The organism is Lysobacter sp. TY2-98 (assembly GCF_003367355.1).
Classification (GTDB): Bacteria; Pseudomonadota; Gammaproteobacteria; order Xanthomonadales; family Xanthomonadaceae; genus Cognatilysobacter.
Window position 1 is genome coordinate 2,935,540 of the sequence record NZ_CP031413.1, and the last position, 19,851, is coordinate 2,955,390.

General features: G+C 66.7%; 9 protein-coding genes. 7 read left to right on the forward strand and 2 right to left on the reverse strand.

The window, feature by feature from the left end; translation table 11 throughout:
- Positions 1-54 precede the first annotated feature (54 nt).
- From glnA to amt, 4 genes are all read left to right on the forward strand, one after another.
- Positions 55-1,464, forward strand: a complete 1,410-nt coding sequence (gene glnA, locus DWG18_RS14180; protein WP_115647789.1) for a type I glutamate--ammonia ligase — start codon at positions 55-57, stop codon at positions 1,462-1,464.
- A gap of 268 nt (positions 1,465-1,732) precedes the next feature.
- Complete coding sequence (locus DWG18_RS14185; RefSeq protein WP_115647790.1) at positions 1,733-4,735, forward strand: TonB-dependent receptor; 3,003 nt, start codon at positions 1,733-1,735, stop codon at positions 4,733-4,735.
- Positions 4,736-4,835: 100 nt separating this feature from the next.
- Positions 4,836-6,875, forward strand: coding sequence for a prolyl oligopeptidase family serine peptidase (locus tag DWG18_RS14190; protein ID WP_115647791.1), 2,040 nt, complete (start codon positions 4,836-4,838; stop codon positions 6,873-6,875).
- A 233-nt stretch (positions 6,876-7,108) separates the two neighbouring features.
- Positions 7,109-8,374, forward strand: a complete 1,266-nt coding sequence (amt, locus tag DWG18_RS14195; protein ID WP_240318543.1) for an ammonium transporter — start codon at positions 7,109-7,111, stop codon at positions 8,372-8,374.
- 55 nt (positions 8,375-8,429) lie between these two features.
- On the opposite strand, the gene DWG18_RS14200 is transcribed toward amt, so the two are convergent.
- Positions 8,430-8,807 (reverse strand): response regulator, encoded by a 378-nt coding sequence (locus DWG18_RS14200; RefSeq protein ID WP_115648211.1) that lies wholly within the window; start codon positions 8,805-8,807, stop codon positions 8,430-8,432.
- A gap of 48 nt (positions 8,808-8,855) precedes the next feature.
- Complete coding sequence (locus tag DWG18_RS14205; RefSeq protein WP_115647793.1) at positions 8,856-11,795, reverse strand: PAS domain S-box protein; 2,940 nt, start codon at positions 11,793-11,795, stop codon at positions 8,856-8,858.
- Between the two features lie 329 nt (positions 11,796-12,124).
- On the opposite strand from DWG18_RS14205, the gene DWG18_RS14210 reads away from it, so the two are divergent.
- The 3 genes from DWG18_RS14210 to DWG18_RS14220 are packed head-to-tail and all read left to right on the forward strand — an operon-like array spanning position 12,125 to position 19,850.
- Positions 12,125-17,512 carry a HAMP domain-containing protein gene (locus DWG18_RS14210; RefSeq protein ID WP_240318544.1) on the forward strand — a complete coding sequence of 1,796 codons (5,388 nt, stop codon included), beginning with the start codon at positions 12,125-12,127 and terminating at the stop codon, positions 17,510-17,512.
- Positions 17,497-19,215, forward strand: coding sequence for a response regulator (locus DWG18_RS14215; RefSeq protein WP_162823871.1), 1,719 nt, complete (start codon positions 17,497-17,499; stop codon positions 19,213-19,215). Before DWG18_RS14210 ends, DWG18_RS14215 begins: the two co-directional genes overlap by 16 nt.
- Positions 19,212-19,850, forward strand: coding sequence for a histidine kinase dimerization/phospho-acceptor domain-containing protein (locus tag DWG18_RS14220; RefSeq protein WP_115647796.1), 639 nt, complete (start codon positions 19,212-19,214; stop codon positions 19,848-19,850). The genes DWG18_RS14215 and DWG18_RS14220 overlap by 4 nt, the downstream gene beginning before the upstream one ends.
- Position 19,851 lies beyond the last annotated feature (1 nt).

A 19,851-nucleotide genomic window follows, 5' to 3' on the forward strand; every position in this document is an offset into this window, starting at 1 on the left:
AGCCGCGTCTGCGCACTCCCGCGCCGCGACCCCCTGCCATCCCTCGGAGCCGCCATGTCCCTCGAGAACGTCGAAAAGCTCATCCGCGACCACAAGGTCGAATTCGTCGACCTGCGTTTCACCGACATGCGCGGTGTGCAGCACCACGTGACGTTCCCGGCCAACATCATCGAGCCCGGCCTGTTCGAGGACGGCAAGATGTTCGACGGCTCGTCGATCGGCGGCTGGCGCGGCATCCAGCAGTCCGACATGGTGCTGCTGCCCGATCCGTCCACCGCGTTCCTCGATCCGTTCACGGCGGACCCGACGCTGGTGCTGATCTGCGACATCCTCGATCCGACCACGATGCAGGGCTACTCGCGCGACCCGCGCGGCATTGCCAAGCGCGCCGAGGCGTTCCTGAAGTCGAGCGGCATCGCCGACACCGCGTTTTTCGGTCCGGAACCGGAGTTCTTCATCTTCGACTCCGTTCGTTTCGCGAACGAAATGGGCCACACCTTCTTCCACGTCGATTCGGAAGAGGCGCACTGGAACTCCGGCACCGAATACGCGGGCGGCAACACCGGTTACCGCCCGATGGTGAAGGGCGGCTATTTCCCGGTCGGCCCGCTCGACTCGCTGCACGACCTGCGCGCCGAGATGTGCAAGACGCTCGCCGCCGTCGGCCAGGAAGTCGAAGTGCATCACCACGAAGTCGCGAACGCCGGCCAGTGCGAGATCGGCGTCAAGTTCAACACGCTGGTGAAGAAGGCCGACGAACTCACGACGATGAAGTACGTCGTCAAGAACGTCGCGCATCGCAACGGCAAGACGGCGACCTTCATGCCGAAGCCGCTGGTGGGCGACAACGGCTCGGGCATGCACGTGCACCAGTCGCTCGCGAAGGGCGGCACCAACCTCTTCAACGGTGACGGCTACGGCGGCCTGTCGCAGATGGCGCTGTGGTACATAGGCGGCATCTTCAAGCACGCGCGCGCGATCAACGCGTTCGCGAACTCGACGACGAACTCGTACAAGCGACTGGTGCCGGGTTACGAAGCGCCGGTGATGCTCGCGTATTCGGCGTCGAACCGTTCGGCGTCGTGCCGCATTCCGTATGTCGCGAATCCGAAGGCGCGCCGCATCGAGATCCGCTTCCCCGATCCGATGAACTCGGGCTACCTCACCTTCGCCGCGCTGATGATGGCGGGCCTTGACGGCATCAGGAACCAGATCGATCCGGGCGCGCCGAGCGACAAGGATCTCTACGACCTGCCGCCCGAAGAAGAGAAGAACATTCCCACCGTCTGCCACTCGCTCGACCAGGCGCTCGAAGCGCTCGACAAGGATCGCGACTTCCTCAAGGCCGGCGGCGTCTTCACCGACGACTTCATCGATGCGTACATCGCGCTGAAGATGAAGGAGGTCACCGCGTTCCGTGCGGCGACGCATCCGCTCGAGTACCAGATGTACTACACGATCTGATCGCTTGGGCGATCAGTCAGTTGTCCCCGAACGGCCCGGCACGCGAGTGTCGGGCCGTTTGCGTTGGCTTTTGCTGTTGCATTGCACAAAGAAAATCAGCATTCGCGCGCTAACTGACTGATTTAGCTGCGAGACGCGTAGCACGCGCACAGCTTTGTTAAAGCGCAGTGACTTTGCCTTTAACAGCGTGTTAACGTCGGGTCGTGGCCGCTTCCGGCGCATTTCGCCGTGCAGGGCGCCACAACTTCCACTAGGGGAAATAAACACAATGACCGCACCACGCTACAGCTTGCAGCGCAATGCGCTGTCGGCGGCGCTTGTGACCGCCCTTGCGTTCACCGCCACCTCTGCTTTCGCGCAGGACTCGAACACCGCGTCGGCCACCGCCCAAACGGCTGCTAAGGACAGCGCTGACAAGGCGACGACCGACAAGCCCAAGGAACTCGACAACATCGTCGTCACCGGTTCGCGCATTGTCCGTGACACGTACAACTCCGTGTCGCCGGTGCAGGTGATCACCCGCGAGGAAACCACGCTTGCCGGTTTCAACTCGACCACCGGCGTGCTGCAGAGCACCGGCGTGACGGGCGGTGCCGCGCAGGTCAACAATGCGTTCGGCGGCTTCGTTACCGACGGCGGCCCGGGCGCGAACACGATCTCGCTGCGTGGCCTCGGTGCGACGCGCACCCTCGTGCTGCTCAACGGCCGTCGCGTCGCGCCGGCTGGCTCGCGCGGTTCGGTCGGCTCGGCCGACCTCAACGTGCTGCCGAACTCGCTGATCGACCACATCGAAGTCCTGAAGGACGGCGCGTCGTCGATCTACGGTTCGGACGCGGTTGCCGGCGTCATCAACATCGTGACCCGCAAGAAGGTCGACGACTTCCGTTTCGAAGGCCAGTACAACGCGACGGAAGACGGTGGCGGCGACCAGTCGCGCTACTCGATCGCGTGGGGCACCAGCGGCGACAGCTTCGACGTGTCCGGTTCGTACGAACACTACAACCGCAACGAGCTGACGCTCGGCGACCGTGAGTGGACGCGTTGCAACACCGACTACCGCGGCAATGGCATCGGCGGTCTGTGGGGCAGCGGCGACACCATCGACCCGCTGACCGGCAAGCCGAAGTGCTATCCGATCACGGGCACCGGCTCGAACGGCGTCACGATCAACACCATCGGTACCAACACGCAGACCGGTGTCGCCGCACAGGGCGCTACGGGCACGACGTTTAACCGCTGGCGTCCGAACTCGGCAGTCACCACCGGCCTCGTTGGTTTCGAAGGCGTGGGTGGCGGTCAGACGACCAACACGAACATCCGCGACACGTTCGATCCGCGCATGCTCAACCGCTCGCTGATCTCGCCGGTCGAAGTCGATACCCTGTTCCTGCAGGGCAGCAAGGACCTCGGCTTCCTCGGCGGCGCGACGGCCTACTTCGAAGTGTTGGGCAACCAGCGCAAGTCGTCGCAGACCGGCTTCCGTCAGCTGTCGCTCGACTACATCAAGGGCAGCCCGCTGATCCCGACGAACCTGCAGTCCAGCACGTTCTCGGGCCCGACCAACACGTCGGGCGGCCGTAACGTCGGCGTGCGCGCCTTCATCGGCTTCGGCAATGACACCAGCAGCCAGGACGTCGACTTCTGGAAGGGCCTGGGTGGCCTGCGCGGCAACTTCTTCTTCGCCGACTGGACCTACGACGCGTCGATCAGCAAGTCGACCTCGGACGCCACGTACACGCAGCAGTCGTTCCTGACCGATCGCCTGGCGCAGAGCCTGAACGTCGTTGCGTCGGGGAGCGGTTTCGCCTGTGTCAATCCGGCCAATGGCTGCGTTGCCGCTCCGCGTCTGACCACGGCGACGATCGCCGGCCAGCTGCCGCAGGATTGGGTGAACTTCGTGTTCCGCCCGGTCGTCGGCACGACCAAGTACGAAGAGAGCACGGCGAACTTCAACGTCACCGGCCCGCTCTTCAACATGCCGGGTGGCAAGGTGCAGGGCGCGTTCGGTCTCGAGTACCGTCACGCCAGCATCAACGACACCCCGTCGATCGATTCGCAGAACGGCAACCTCTACAACCTGACCTCGTCGGCGATCACGCGCGGCTCGGACTCGGTGTGGGAAGCCTATGGCGAAATGGAATTCCCGCTGCTGGCCCACGTGCCGGGCGCTGAAGAGCTGAGCGTCAACGTGTCGGGTCGCTACACCGACTACCATTCGTACGGTTCGGACACGACCTACAAGATCGGCGCGCTGTGGACGCCGGTGAAGTGGTTCTCGTTCCGCGCGTCCTACGGCACCTCGTACCGCGCCCCGGCGCTGTTCGAGCAGTTCCTCGGTGCGACCAGCGGCTTCCTGAGCAACCAGAACGATCCCTGCAACAACTACGGCACCGATCCGACCTCGATCCGTGCGAAGAACTGCGCCAGCGAAGGTCTCGCGCCGAACTTCGTCGCGACGCAGTCGGTCGCCGTGCTGACGGCAGGTGGTGCGGACGCCGGTCTGAAGGCGGAAACGTCGAAGAACCTGACCACCGGCATCATCCTGCAGCCGGAGCTGCCGACGGCCTGGGGTGATCTGTCGTTCGCGGCGGACTACTTCGACATCGTCGTCGACAACGGTGTCTCGCGCGCCGGTGCCACCAACATCCTGCAGCTCTGCTACGACGATCCGCAGTTCCGCAGCGGTGGCGGCTTCTGCCGTCTGGTTGATCCGCGCAATCCGACCAGCCAGGCGCTGACGGTGCACGACAGCTACGTCAACCTGTCGCAGGACAAGGTGCGCGGCTGGGACTTCACGCTGCGCTACTCGCACGACATCGGTCCGGGCACGCTGCGTGCCACCACGCAGCTCACGCACTTCCTCCAGCAGGCGAACAAGCTGTTCGCGGACGATCCGCTGGATGACGTCAACGGCACGCTCAACAACCCGGCCTACGCCGGCACGATGGACGTGACCTATAAGGTGAAGAACTGGCAGGGTCGTTACGGCCTGGAGTGGATCGACAACATGGACAGCGCCGACTACCTCGGCCTGACCGCGGCCCAGCGCCAGGTCTTCAACTTCAGCGTGCCGAACTACTACCTGCACAGCGTGTCGCTGCAGTACACGGGCGACAAGTGGCAGGTGACGGGTGGCGTGCGCAACCTCGCCAACAAGACGCCACCGGTGATCTCGTCGGGTGCGTACAACCGCGTCGGCAATGCACCGCTGTACAGCGGCTACGACTACGTGGGTCGTACGTACTTCGTGAACATCCAGAAGACGTTCTGATGCAGTAGCGGTAACCGGGTCCCGTCGCCGCGTGGCGGCGGGACCTTTTTTTTGCCCAGATCGCGCGCCACGCACGGACGCGCCTCGCTCCGGAGCATCCATGAAAGCAACCTCTCTCGCGCTTGCGCTGGCTCTTTCGCTTGCCGCGCTTTCGCCTGCACACGCTGCCCCCACGCCGCCCACCATCGCGCAGCTCGCCGCCTATCCGGCGATGTCGGGCTTCTCGCTATCGCCCGACGGCAAGCATCTCGCCGCCCTGCAGGCGCGAGGCGAAGACCGCGTCATCCTGGTGTGGGACACCGACGCGCTCGACAAGGCGCCGATGGTGATCGGCACGAAGAACATGAAGTTCAAGTCGGTGTCGTTCATCAAGAACGACCTGCTCGCGGTCCAGCTCTGGCAGCCGTACGACCTGCGCGCGGACGGCGTCATCAAGACCTTTATCGACAAGCTCTACATCACCGACCTGCAGGGCAAGCAATGGCACGAGCCGATGCCCGCGCTCAACACACAGAGCCGTGAGCTTCAGCTCGCTGCAGCGCGGAGCAGCCCGAGCATCCTCAATGTGCTGCCGAACGATCCCGACCACGTGCTCGTAGTCAATACGGTCGGCATGGACGCGGGCGATGTCTACAAGGTCAACCTGCACACGTTCAAGGCCGACCGCGTCCAACGCAGCGAGGAAAACGCCGCGGGCTACGTCACCGACTTCAACGGCAACATCCGCGCGCGTCTGCGCAGCGACATCGATGGCAAGGGCGCTTACGTCGCGGCCGAATTCCGTGACCCCGAGACCGACGCCTGGAGCGAGCATTTCCGTTCCTACGTCAAGGCGCGCGACCACGTCGAGGTCGTGGGCTTCTCCGAAGACCCGAACATCGCGTTCGTGCTGAGCAACGAAGGCCGCGACAAGGCGGCCATCTACGAATACGACATCAAGGCGCGCAAGAAGGGCGAGGTGCTGTTCGAGCACAAGTTCTTCGATGCCAGCAGCGTCATTACCAATCATTACTCGAGCGGCGGTGGCGGCCGTCCGGGCGAAGTGCTCGGCATTGCCTACGAGGGGCCGCGCGAGGGCGATATCGAATGGACTGCGCCGCAGCTCAAAGCCATCGACGCTGGCCTGCGCCAAGCGCTCGGGCTGAAGGAAGCGCCGACGCAGTTCGTCGACCCCGCGACCGGCGACAAGGCCACGACCGGCTATGACGGCGACGCCACCGTAAGCCTGGTCGACTACAGCCAGGACCTCAAGACGGTGATCGCGAGCGTGCACGGCCCGTCGCGTCCGCCGGAAACCTATCTCTTGAAGGACGGCAAGCTGTCGCTGCTGGCGAAGGCGTATCCGGACATCGATCCGGCGTCGCTGGGCCAGACGCGCCTGGTCTATTACAAGGCGCGCGACGGCCTCGATATTCCGGCGTTCCTGACCACGCCGAACGAAACGATGTGCGGCGGCGGTCCGTGGAAAGCCGTGGTGCATCCGCACGGCGGTCCGTGGGCGCGCGACGCCATGGACTTCGACGGCTCGATGTGGATCCCGCTGATGGCATCGCGTTGCATGGCGGTGCTGCGTCCGCAGTACCGCGGTTCGCAGGGCTGGGGTCGCAAGCTGTGGACGGCCGGGGACGCCCAGTGGGGCAAGGCCATGCAGGACGACAAGGACGACGGCGCGAAGTGGTTGATCGACCAGAAGATCGCGCAGCCCGGCCATATCGCGATGTTCGGCTTCTCATACGGCGGCTACGCGTCGATGGCGGCGGCAGTGCGACCGAATGGTCTCTACAAGTGCGCAATCGCGGGCGCCGGCGTGTCCGACATCCACCGCATCTGGTCGAAGTTCTATACCAACCCGTTCTTCCGCCAGGCGCAGGCGCCGACGGTCGATGGCCTGAACCCGCTCGACAAGGCCGACCAGATCCAGATTCCGATCATGGTCTACCACGGCGAGCGCGACCGAACGGTGCCGATCGAGCAGTCGCAGTGGTTCGTGTCCAAGGCCAAGGCGTCGGGGCGTCCGGTCGAGTACCACGAGCTGCCCGACTACGCGCACGGTCCGGCATGGACCCGCGCGATCTTCGCGGACCAGCTCAAGCTGATTGACGACTACCTCACGACGGGGTGCGGCGGTGGCGGTCTGTAAGACCCTCGTTTCGTTCTGACACAGGGGCCCGGCATGCGTCCGGGCCCCTCTGCTTTCGCGCATCTCGCGTACGAAAAGCCGTTGGTCGCCGCGTTGCGGCAGCGCAGCATTTCCTGTCGTATAACCGGGTCATCAAGGTGCACGGGGCTGCGATGATGGTCCAGCGAAGTGCGTTCGGAAGGCGATTCCGGATCAGCTCCCGCCATGTCGCGAGTTTGGCCGGGATGACGGGCATGTCCGCGTCCGCGCATGCGTCGGCGTCGGCCTCTGCGGTCGACAAGGGCGACACCGCCTGGATGCTCGTCGCGACTCTGCTCGTCGTGCTCATGATCGCGCCGGGGCTCGCGTTGTTCTACGGCGGTCTCGTGCGCGGGAAGAACGTGCTGTCGGTGCTCGTGCAGGTGCTGGTCGTCGCCGCGATGGCGTGCGTGCTGTGGATCGCGTACGGCTATTCGCTCACTTTCGACGGCGGCGGCGCGTTCGTCGGCGGGGTCGGCAAGGTGTTCCTGCGCGGCGTAACCCCCGCATCGACGGTGCCGACGTTCACCGCGGGCGTCGCAATTCCCGAGTTCGTCTACGTTGCGTTCCAGGGCGCGTTCGCCGCGATCAGCTGTGCGCTGGTCGTCGGCGCGATCGCCGAGCGGGCGCGACTGCGTGCGGTGCTGCTGTTCAGCGCGCTGTGGTTCACGTTCGCCTACCTGCCGCTTGCGCACATGGTGTGGGCATCGAGTGGGTGGCTGTTCGCGCGCGGCGCGCTCGATTTCGCGGGCGGCACCGTCGTGCACATCAATGCGGGTGTCGCCGGATTGGTGGCGGCATGGAAGCTGGGGCCGCGGATCGGTTTCGGTCGTGAACGTCTGTCGCCGCATTCATTGCCGCTGACGCTGGCCGGCGCGACGCTGCTATGGGTGGGCTGGTTTGGCTTCAATGCAGGCTCCGCACTGGAAGCGAACGGCACCGCGGCGCTGGCCTTCATCAATACGCTGGTGGCCGCCGCGGCGGGTGTGCTCGGCTGGAGCGCGATCGAGGCCGCGCGTCGCGGCTACGCATCGATGCTCGGCGCTGCGTCCGGGCTGGTGTCGGGTCTGGTCGCGGTGACGCCGGCGTGCGGCACCGTGGGCGTCGGCGGCGCGCTGGCGATCGGCGCCTGCGGTGGTCTCGCGGGATTCTGGGGTGTCGGTGCGCTCAAGCATCGCTTGCGCGCGGACGACACGCTCGACGTCTTCGGCATCCACGGCGTCTGCGGCATCGTCGGCGCGCTGCTCACCGGCGTTTTCAGCCTGCCCGCGCTCGGCGGCACGCTGGGTGCGGATGTGACTCTGGCGCACCAGCTTGCGATCCAGGCGATCGGGATCGTCGTGACGCTCGTGCTATCCGGCGCCGTGGCGGCGATATCACTCGCGATCGTCGCGCGCGTCGTCGGACTGCGCGTGGACACCGATGCCGAGCGCGAAGGGCTCGACATCACGTCGCATGGCGAGTCGGCTTACGCGCCGTAGCGCGTCATCCACGCCAACGTGAAAACGATCCGCAACGCCAGCCCGTGCAGAAGCCCTACTCGAAGAGCCTGGTCGCGATCGCAGCGAGATCGAACGGCCTCTCGCAACACGGGATGCCGCGGTACGCCGCCGGCATCACCGGCCCGTCGTAGCCGGTGGCGAAAACAAAGCGGATGCCACGCGCGATCAGCGCATCGGCGACCGGTACGACCGCCTCGCCGCCGAGGTTGACGTCGAGAATGGCGACATCGGGTGCATTCGACGACGCGAGCAGGTCGAGTGCGAGTCGAACCGACGGCACCGGCCCCAGTACGTGCGCACCGGCCATCTCCAGTCCGCGGCGCAGATCGTCGGCGACGAGATATTCGTCCTCGACGACCAGAACGCGCAGTCCGCGCAACCGCGCGATCGGTGCGTCGCATCGGGGCGTCATTGCGCGCGTGTGTGGCGCGCGTTCCGGCAGGCAGGTCATGCGCCGCGGTCAATTCGCCGCGACGAGTTCGACGCGACGGAACGGCATGCCATCGCGCGTACGCTTGGTCTCGTACATGGCCTCGTCGGCTTCGCGCATCAGGCGCGCGCCGTCGACGGCGCCGTCGCGCTGCACTGCGATGCCGATGCTGCCGGCCATCGACAGGCGCAGCTCGCCGATCTCGAACGCCGGACGCATGGCGATCGCGATCGACGCGGCGACGTGTTCGGCGACTGACCCGACGTCGTCCGCCTGCTGCAGCAGAATGACGAATTCATCGCCGGACAACCGCGCGACGAGATCGCCCCCGCCGACGCAGCGGCGCAGGCGTGCCGCGAACTCGCGCAGCACGGCGTCGCCGACCTCGTGGCCGTGTGTGTCGTTGACACGCTTGAAGCCATCGAGGTCCAGGAACATGACCGCGGTACCGACGGCTTCCCGCGCCGCGCGCTGTGAGGCCTCGTTCAATGCGCGCGTCCACGCGGCGCGGTTGGGCAGGCCGGTGAGTTCGTCACTGAGTGCGCGGTGTTCGAGCACCTGCGCGAGGCGCTTGTGCATGCTGACGTCGTGCGCGGCGACGAAAAAGCCGCGTCCGCCGTCGATAGTCGAGGTGCCGTCGGGAATGTAGGTGAACGTGACATGGCGTTCGTCGCCGTCCGGCGAGATGCGCACGCGATCGAAGTTCACCTGCTCCCCCGCGAGTACGCGGTCGACGAAGGGCTGCGCCATGCGCATGTTCTCGTCGCCGAGTACGTCGCGCATGTGCAGACCGGCGATGTCGGCGTCGTCGCGGCCGAACCAGTCGGCATAAGCGCCGTTGGCAAAGCGGTAATGCAGGTCCGGGCCGACGTACGCGATCATCGCGGTGACGTTGTCGGTGATGGTGCGCAAGCGCGCTTCGCTTTCGCGCAGCTGACGCTCGGCGGCGACGCGTTCGGAAATGTCGTGCAGGAATGCGGTGAACAGGCGGCGGCGACCGAGCCGCACCAGCGAGATCGTCATCTCCACCGGGAATTCGTGGCCATTGCGATGACGCGCTGGCAGCTGCAGGCGCTGGTCGAGCACGCGCGCGTCGCCGCCGGCGAGGAACCGCGCCATGCCGGCCTCATGGGGCTGGCGCAACGCCGGCGGCACGATCATCTCGCCCAGCGAACGGCCAATGACTTCGGTGCGTCGCCAGCCGAACACCGCTTCGGCGGCGCGGTTCCATTCGGCGATGCGGCCGTCGTCCTCGCAGGCGATGAACGCGTCGTGCGAGTTCTCGAGGATGGTGCGGATACGCAGTTCGCTTTCGCGGAGCGCGCTTTCGGCGTCGCGGCGCTGTTCGACTTCGACGGCGAGCGTGAGGTTGGTGCTCTCCAACTCCCGCGTGCGCTCGATGACGCGCACTTCGAGTTCGTCGCGCGCGTCGCGGATGGTCTGCTCGGCTTCGACGGTCGCGGCGATGTCCTCGACCACCGAGATGAAGTGCAGGGGGCGACCCTCGGCGTCACGACGCAGGGATACCGTGAGGTGCGCCCACAGCACGTGGCCGTCGCGGTGCAGGTAGCGCTTGCGAATCTCGTAGCGCTCGAGCTGGCCGTCGAGCACCTGCTGCACCAGGGCGAGATCGCGATCCAGATCGTCCGGATGAGTGATGTCCTGGAACGACAGGTCGAGCAGCGTGTCGACCGGATGGCCGAGGAATTCACAGAGGGTGCGGTTGACGCGCAGCCAGCGCCCATCGAGGCCGACGTGGGCGATACCGACCGGCGCCTGTTCGAAGGTGGCGCGGAACAACGCTTCGCGCTCCGCGGCTTCGGCTTCCGCCTGCACGCGCGCGGTGACGTCCTGCGCGAACGCGAGCATCGACAGCAGGTGCCCGGCGTCGTCGAACACCGCCGACATGAACCATTCGCAATGCACGACGCGGCCGTCGCGCGTGTAGTTGCGGTTGCGCACGATCTGGCTCGGCGCTTCGCCGGTCACCAGCGACAGCATCGCGGTGGCGACGATGTCGGCGTCGTCCTCGTGGATGAAACGCCACTGGTCGGGGCGGTCGCCGATCACTTCTTCCTCGGCCCAGCCGAACAGCGCTTCGGCGCGAGCGGACCAGCGGCGCACGCGCAGGCGCGCGTCGAACTCGACGACGGCGAGCGGCGTGTTGTTGACGTGCACGTCGAGGCGTTGCTCGGCCTCGTCGAGGCGCTGGCGGCGACGCTTCATCTCCGCCTCGAAGATGATCATCGCCTGCTGCTGTTCGGTGACGTCGCGGGCGATGGCGTGCATGCGGCCGTCGCCACCGAGGCGCACCTGCCATTCCAGCCAGCGGTAGCCGCCCGACTTCACTTTGTAGCGATTGCGGAAGCGCGGCGTTGCCTGTCCAGCGAACGTGCGCTCGGACTCGGCCGCCGTGCGTTCGCGGTCGTCGGGATGCACGAGCTCGATGAACGGCTGCGCGCGCATTTCTTCGCTGGACCAGCCGAGCGCGACTTCCCAGGCACGATTCACGCGCTGGATCACGCCGTCGTGGGTGGCGATGGCCAGCGGATCGGGGCAGAGGTCGAAGAACGCATCGCGTTCCTCGCGGGCGCGGCGTTGCTCGGTGACGTCGTGCAGCGTGGCGGCGAGGTAGCCGGGCGCGCCGCGGGGGTCCGGAATGACCGACGCCTGCAGGCGCAGCCAGCTGCGCGAGCCGTCCAGGCGCGGCATCCGCAGTTCAAGATCGAACGCGCGCGGGCCGCCGTCGATCGCCGACTCGATGTGGTGGATCAGCGTCACCGCGTCCTCTAGTTCGCAGGCGCCGGCGGCGAAGCGCCCCTCCAGGTGCGTGCGTGACCGGCCGAGCAGGTCGCAGGCGGCGTCGTTGATCGCCAGCCAGCGTCCGTCCATCCCGATCAGCGCGAGGCCGCCCGCGGCGTCGTGGAAGGCGCCTTCAAACGACCAGCGGGGAGCGAGGACGGCGGACATCAACAGTTCCGGTACGGCGTGTGTGAACGAGTCATGCAACCCGCATGCCGGCCGCGAGACGTAAGCGTGACGCGCATCACAGGCGAATGTCGACGCTCCTCGCGCAACGATCGCGCACGAAACCGTGCGATTGGCCCCGTGAACGGAATGAACGATGTGAACGCTGCGTCGACACGGCCGCCCCTATGCTCGCGCGACCCTGCCCATGGGGATGGGCGTATTTCGAGAATCACGTGACTGAAGCCACTGCGCGGCGCTCCCGTTCCGCCGCCAAGACTGCGCCCCGTCCACCCGTCTACGACGACCCGCTACAGGCCCTGCTGGCCGCCATGAGCGCCGTCGGTGAAGGCAACTTCGACGTGCGGCTGCCGGGCCACTGGGACGGTATCGAGGGCCGCCTCGCCGCGGCCTTCAACGAAATCGTCGTGCAGAACCGTACGCTCGCCGAGGAGCTCGCCCGCGTGGGGCAGGCCGTCGGCCGCGACGGCCAGACCCGTCAGCGCGTCGCGCCGGCCGCGCGCCGCGGCCAGTGGGCGCAGATGGAGCGGTCGGTCAACGAACTGATCGACGACCTGGTGCGTCCGGTCGAGACCATCACCGAGGCGATCGCCGGCGTGTCGAAGGGCGACCTCACGCGCCTGGTGCCACTCGATGCCGAGGGCCGCCCGCTGCAGGGCGAGTTCCTGCGCTCGGCGACGATCGTCAATCGCATGATCGAACAGATGGGCGAGTTCTCGTCCGAGGTGACGCGCGTGGCGCTGGAGGTCGGTACCGCCGGCCTGCTCGGCGGCCAGGCGAAGGTGAAGGGCGTGTCGGGCGTCTGGAAGGACCTCACCGATTCGGTGAACCAGATGGCGTCCAACCTCACCGCGCAGGTGCGCAACATCTCGGAGGTGACGATCGCGGTCGCGAACGGCGACCTCTCGCGCAAGATCACCGTCGACGTGCGCGGCGAGATCCTGCAGCTGAAGGAAGCCATCAATACGATGGTGGACCAGCTGCGCGGCTTCGCTTCGGAAGTGACGCGCGTCGCCCGAGAGGTCGGTACCGAAGGCAAGCTCGGCGGACAGGCGATCGTGCCGGGCGTCGCCGGCACGTGGAAGGACCTCACCGACTCGGTGAACGCGATGGCGTCGAACCTGACGTCGCAGGTCCGAAACATCGCCGAAGTGACCACCGCGGTGGCGAAGGGCGACCTCTCGCGCAAGATCACGGTCGACGTGCGCGGCGAAATCCGCGAACTCAAGGACACCATCAACACGATGGTGGACCAGCTCAACGGCTTCGCCGCGGAAGTGACGCGCGTGGCCCGAGAAGTCGGCACCGAAGGCAAGCTCGGCGGCCAGGCCGACGTGCCGGGCGTCGCCGGTACCTGGAAGGACCTGACCGACAACGTGAACCTGATGGCGTCGAATCTGACGCTGCAGGTGCGCAACATCGCCGACGTGACCACCGCGGTGGCGAAGGGCGACCTCTCGCGCAAGATCACCGTGGACGTGCGCGGCGAGATCCTGCAGCTGAAGGAAACCATCAACACGATGGTCGACCAGCTCAACGGCTTCGCGGCGGAGGTGACGCGCGTGGCGCGCGAAGTCGGTACCGAAGGCCGACTCGGCGGTCAGGCGGTGGTGCCGGGCGTTGCGGGTACCTGGGGCGATCTCACCGACTCGGTGAACGCGATGGCGTCGAACCTGACGTCGCAGGTGCGCAACATTGCCGAGGTGACCACGGCGGTGGCGCGAGGCGACCTCTCGCGCAAGATCACGGTCGATGTGCGCGGCGAAATCCGCGAGCTGAAGGACACCATCAATACGATGGTGGACCAGCTCAACGGCTTCGCCGCGGAAGTGACGCGCGTGGCGCGCGAAGTCGGTACCGAAGGCCGACTCGGCGGCCAGGCGCAGGTGCCGGGCGTCGCGGGTACGTGGAAGGACCTCACCGACTCGGTGAACTCCATGGCGTCCAACCTCACCGCGCAGGTGCGAAACATCGCCGAAGTGACGACCGCGGTGGCGAAGGGCGACCTCTCGCGCAAGATCGCGGTGGACGTGAAGGGCGAGATCCTCGAGCTCAAGGTCACCATCAATACGATGGTGGACCAGCTCAACGGCTTCGCCGCGGAAGTCACGCGCGTCGCGCGCGAGGTCGGCGCGGAAGGCAAGCTCGGCGGCCAGGCGCAGGTGCCGGGCGTCGCGGGTACGTGGAAGGACCTCACCGACAACGTCAACTCGATGGCGTCGAACCTCACGACGCAGGTGCGAAACATCGCCGAAGTCGCGACCGCGGTGGCGAAGGGCGACCTCTCGCGCAAGATCGCCGTCGACGCGGAAGGCGAAATCCTGCAGCTGAAGAACACCCTCAACACGATGGTGGATCAGCTCAACGGCTTCGCGGCGGAAGTGACGCGCGTGGCGCGCGAAGTCGGTACCGAAGGCAAGCTCGGTGGCCAGGCGTCGGTGCCGGGCGTCGCCGGTACGTGGAAGGACCTCACCGACAACGTCAACTGGATGGCGGCGAACCTCACCACGCAGGTGCGCGGTATTGCCAAGGTGGTGACCGCGGTCGCGAACGGTGACCTGCGCCAGAAGCTGACGGTGGAAGCGAAGGGCGAAATCGCCGAACTCGCCGACACCATCAACTCGATGACCGACACGCTCGCGATCTTCGCCGACCAGGTGTCGACGGTGGCGCGCGAGGTCGGCGTCGAAGGCCGTCTGGGTGGCCAGGCGAACGTGCCGGGTACCGCGGGCGCGTGGAAGGACCTCACCGCGAACGTCAACGAACTCGCGGCGAACCTCACCACGCAGGTGCGCGCAATTGCAGAAGTCGCGACGGCGGTGACGCAGAACGACCTCACGCGATCGATCACGGTCGACGCGCGTGGTGAGGTGGCCGACCTGCGCGACAACCTCAACGTGATGATTTCGACGTTGCGTGCGACGACGGAATCCAACCGCGAGCAGGACTGGTTCAAGACCAACCTCGCCGCGTTCGGCGCGATGATGCAGGGCCAGCGCGACATCCTCACGCTGGGCCAGCAGTTGCTGTCCGAACTCGCGCCGCTCGTGAATGCGCAGCAGGGCCTGCTGTACGTCGTCGAAGTGGACGAGGACGAGGAAGGTTCCGCGCCGCGTCTGCGCCAGCTCGCCGGCTACGCCGATGCGCCGGTCGCGGCGGTCAACCACACGCTGGAATTCGGTGACGGCCTGATCGGCCAGTGCGCGGCCGAAGGCCGGATGATCCTGCTGCAGGACATCCCGGGCGATGTCGTCCAGATCCGTTCCGGGCTGCTCAGCGTGTCGCCGCGCAACGTGATCGTCATGCCCGTGCTGTTCGAGGACGAGGTCAAGGCGGTCATCGAGCTCGCGTCCATCCACGAGTTCAACGACGTGCACCGCACGTTCCTCGAACAGCTGTCGCGCTCGATCGGCATCGTACTCAACACGATTGAAGCCGGCATGCGTACCGAGCGCCTGCTGCAGCAGTCGCAGCAGCTTGCCGCGGAACTGCAGTCGCAGCAGAAGGAGCTGCAGCAGACCAACGAGGAAATCGCACTCAAGGCCGCGCTGCTCGCCGAGCAGAAGGCGGAGGTCGAAACCAAGAACAACCAGATCGAACAGGCGCGTCGCGAACTCGAAGCGAAGGCGGCCGAGCTCGCGCTCACCTCGCGCTACAAGTCCGAGTTCCTCGCGAACATGTCGCACGAGCTGCGCACGCCGCTCAACTCGATCCTGATTCTCGGCCAGCAGCTGGCGGAAAACCCGGAGAGCAATCTGTCCGGGCGTCAGGTCGAATTCGCGAAGACCATCCATGCGGCCGGCACCGACCTGCTGCACCTCATCTCCGACATTCTCGATCTGTCCAAGATCGAGTCGGGCACGGTCACCATCGAGACCGAGGACATCACGTTCTCGCACCTGCGCGAAAACATGGAGCGCGGCTTCCGCCACGAGGCGGAGCGTCGCGGCCTCGACTTCTCGGTGGACTTCCAGAACGAGCTGGGGCGGTCGCTCACGACCGACCCGAAGCGCCTGCAGCAGATCCTCAAGAACCTGCTGTCGAACGCGATGAAGTTCACCGAAGTCGGCAGCGTACGCATGGCCGCGCGTCGTGCGACGGGGGGTTGGTCGCCCGGCCACGCGGTGCTCGATTCGGCACCGATGGTGGTGGCGTTCGAAGTCACCGACACCGGCATCGGCATCTCGTCGGACAAGCAGCGCATCGTGTTCGAGGCGTTCCAGCAGGCCGACGCGGGCACCTCGCGCAAGTACGGCGGTACGGGTCTCGGCCTGGCGATCTCGCGCGAAATCGCCGGCCTGCTCGGCGGCGAGCTCACGCTGTCGAGCCAGCCCGGCAAGGGCTCGACGTTCACCCTGTTCCTGCCGCTGCGTTACGCGCAGTCCGAAGCCGAGGCCGCGACCGCCGCACGCACGGTGCGTCCGACGTTCGTGCGCACATCGGCGAACGACGCCGAAGCCGAGGCGGCGGCTGCACAGCCGGTGCCGGAGAGCATCGACGACGATCGCGATCACCTCGATCCGGGGAGGCCGACATTGCTCGTGGTCGAGGACGATCCGCGCTATGCGGCGGTCATGCGCGACCTGGCGCGTACGGGCGGCTTCAACGTGCTCGTGACCAACCGTGGCGCGGAAGCGCTGCGCCTGGTGCGCGAGTACACGCCGGACGCGGTCTCGCTCGACATCTTCCTGCCCGACATGCTCGGCTGGACGGTGCTCGCGCGCCTCAAGCAGGACGCATCGACGCGGCACATCCCGGTGCAGATCGTCACCGTCGAGGAAGACCGCCATCACTCGCTCGAACGCGGCGCCTTCAGCTACGTCGCCAAGCCGTCGAGCCCGGATCTGATCGGCGCGGCGCTGGAGCGCATGCGCGACTTCACCAAGCCGCGCGTGAAGCGGCTTCTGGTGGTCGAGGACGATCCGGCCGAGCGCATGTCGATCGAGGAGCTGATCCGCCACGACGACCTGGAGATCACCAGCGTCGGCACCGGCGAGGATGCGCTCAACGTGCTGCGCGACGGCGGCATCGAATGCGTGGTGCTCGACCTGCGCCTGCCCGACATGACCGGTTTCGACCTGCTCGACAAGCTGCAGGAGGAAGAGGCGCTGCGCGACATCCCGGTGGTGGTGTTCACCGGCAAGGACCTGTCGCGCACGGAAGACGCCCGCCTCAAGCGCGTGGCCAAGAGCGTGGTGATCAAGGGCGTGGAATCGCCCGAGCGCCTGCTCGACGAGACCTCGCTGCTGCTGCACCGCGTGATCGCCAACCTGCCCGAGCACAAGCAGAAGATGGTGCGTCGCCTCACCGAATCGGACGAGGTGCTGCAGAACAAGCGTGTACTCGTCGTCGACGACGACATGCGCAACATCTTCGCGCTGTCGATCGTGCTGGAACGCCACGGCATGGAAGTGCTCACCGCCAACAACGGCCGCGAGGCGGTGACCAAGGTCACCACCGACCGTGACATCGACATCGTGCTGATGGACATCATGATGCCGGGCATGGACGGCTACGACACGATGCGCGCGATCCGCAGCGACCCCGAAGCGCGTGCGATCCCGATCGTCGCGCTCACCGCGAAGGCGATGAAGGGCGACCGCGAGAAGTGCCTGGAGGCCGGCGCGTCCGACTACCTCGCCAAACCGGTCGTCACCGACCAGCTGCTCGGAGTGCTTCGCCAGTGGCTGCATCGTTGACCGACGGCATCGCCACACCGCCGGCGACCGCGCCGGCCACGATCCTGCTGGTCGACGACCAGCCGGGACGCCTGTTGTCGTACCGCGCGATCCTGGAACCGCTGGGCGAGAACCTGATCGAGGCGCGATCGGGCGTGGAAGCACTCAAGCTGCTGATGGAGCACGAGTGCGCGCTGATCCTGCTCGACGTCAACATGCCGGGCATGGACGGCTTCGAGACGGCGAGCCTGATCCACCAGCATCCGCGCTACGAGAAGACGCCGATCATCTTCGTGACGGCGGTGAACGTCTCCGACCTCGATCGCCTGCGCGGCTACAAGCTCGGTGCGGTCGACTACGTCATGGTGCCGGTGATTCCGGAGATCATGCGCAGCAAGGTCAGCGTGCTGGTCGAGCTGTATCGCAAGCGGCGCGAGCTGCAGAGCGCGAACGAGCAGCTGGCGCAGGCCAACGAAGACCTACGCGTGCAGAAGGCGCGCGAGCTCGAAGCGCTCAACGAATCGTTGCGCAATGCCAACGTGGCGCTGGCCCAGCGCAACATTGAGCTGCAGGCGCAGATCGGCGAACGCGAACGCGTGCAGGCACGCCTGCTCGAACACGACCGCCGCAAGGACCAGTTCCTGGCGACGCTGGCGCACGAGCTGCGGAACCCGCTGGCGTCGCTGGCGAATGCCGTCAACGTGATGAAGCTCGGAGGTACGGCCGGCCCGACGCTGTACGAGGCGATGGACCGCCAGCTCGCGCTGCTGGTGCGGCTGATCGACGACCTGCTCGACGTCGCGCGCATCAGCCAGGACAAGCTCGTGCTGCGGCATGCGGTGACGACGATCGATGCGGTGCTGAACTCGGCGGTCGAAAGCGTCGCGCCGCTGCTGCATTCGGCCGGCCACCGTCTGGAAGTGCATGCACCGTCCGCCGCGGTGCCGCTGGATGCCGATCCCGAGCGCCTGTCGCAGGTGTTCGCCAACCTCGTCAGCAACGCCGCCAAGTACTCCGATGCCACGCAGCCGATCCGGGTCGAATGCGAATGCGAGGGCGACGACGTGCTGGTGCACGTCAGCGACCGCGGCATCGGCCTCGCGCCAGAACAGGTGGATGCGATCTTCGAACCGTTCGCGCAGGTCGACACCTCGATCGAACGCGCGCGCGGTGGCCTCGGTATCGGTCTGACGCTGGTGCGCCGCCTGGTCGAAATGCACGGCGGCAGCGTCACCGCGACCAGCGAAGGCCTCGGACACGGCAGCCGGTTCACCGTGCGCCTGCCCATCGGCCGCGGCACCGCGGTGCCGGACGCCGAACCCGCGCCGCTGCCCGTCGCGTCGTCGCGCCGCGTGCTGGTGATCGACGACAACTGCGACTCCGCCGACACGCTGGCGATGATGCTGGAGATGCTCGGTCACCAGGCGCAGCGCATCTACGACCCGCATGCGGCCGAGCAGGCGCTGAACTCGTTCGAGCCCGACGTCGTGTTCCTCGACATCGGCATGCCCGGCATCAGCGGCTACGACGTCGCGCGCCGACTTCGGGCCTCTCCGCTGGGATCGGCGGTCACGCTGGTAGCGGTCACCGGCTGGGGCCAGCCCGAGGATCGACAGCGGACGGCGGAAGCGGGTTTCGACCATCATCTGGTCAAGCCGCCGGAGATCGACGCGATCTGCCGGATCCTGGGCGGACTGCCGCCCTGCGAAGCGAAGGTGCCATGAGCGAGCGACCCTTGTTCGAACGCCTGGTGCACGACCTCAAGGGTCCGCTGTCGCCGCTGCAGACCGCGGCCTACCTGCTGCGTCGTCCCGAGTTGCCGGACGAACGCCGCGTCGAACTCGCGGAAACCATCGAGCGCCAGTCGCGCCGCATGGCCGGCATGATCGAGGAGCTCGGCGACTGGGTGCGCGTGCAGGAGAACCGGCTCGTGCAGCGCATGCGGCCGATCGACATCCAGATGCTGCTCGACCTCGCGGTCGGCGCGGTCGCCGGGTCCAGCGCCGTGGGCGAGGTCGCGCCGGACCTCGACGGCCATCACCTGCTGGGCGACGAATCGCGCCTGCAGCAGGCATTGACGAGCCTCGTCGCGTTCGCGCAGTGGCGATCCCCCCTGCCGCCCGGCCTGCGTGCCTGGCGCGACGGCGACACCGCGCTGATCGAAGTCAGCGACAGCGGGGATACGCCGGACAATGCGCAGGCGCTGCTCGTCGATCCACTGCCGGAGCCGCATGACCTCGGCCTCGGCCTGCGGCTGGTGGTGGCCGAAGGCATCATCCGCGCGCACGGCGGCACGCTCGCCGCGCATGCGCTGTCGCCGGGCCTCGCGTTCCGCATCGCGTTGCCGCTGGCGGACTGAG

Coding starts and splice junctions, on each gene's coding strand:
- glnA (WP_115647789.1), top strand. CDS start 55: ATGTCCCTCGAGAACGTCGAAAAGCTCATCCGCGACCACAAGGTCGAA.
- DWG18_RS14185 (WP_115647790.1), top strand. CDS start 1,733: ATGACCGCACCACGCTACAGCTTGCAGCGCAATGCGCTGTCGGCGGCG.
- DWG18_RS14190 (WP_115647791.1), top strand. CDS start 4,836: ATGAAAGCAACCTCTCTCGCGCTTGCGCTGGCTCTTTCGCTTGCCGCG.
- amt (WP_240318543.1), top strand. CDS start 7,109: ATGTCCGCGTCCGCGCATGCGTCGGCGTCGGCCTCTGCGGTCGACAAG.
- DWG18_RS14200 (WP_115648211.1), bottom strand. CDS start 8,807: ATGACGCCCCGATGCGACGCACCGATCGCGCGGTTGCGCGGACTGCGC.
- DWG18_RS14205 (WP_115647793.1), bottom strand. CDS start 11,795: ATGTCCGCCGTCCTCGCTCCCCGCTGGTCGTTTGAAGGCGCCTTCCAC.
- DWG18_RS14210 (WP_240318544.1), top strand. CDS start 12,125: ATGAGCGCCGTCGGTGAAGGCAACTTCGACGTGCGGCTGCCGGGCCAC.
- DWG18_RS14220 (WP_115647796.1), top strand. CDS start 19,212: ATGAGCGAGCGACCCTTGTTCGAACGCCTGGTGCACGACCTCAAGGGT.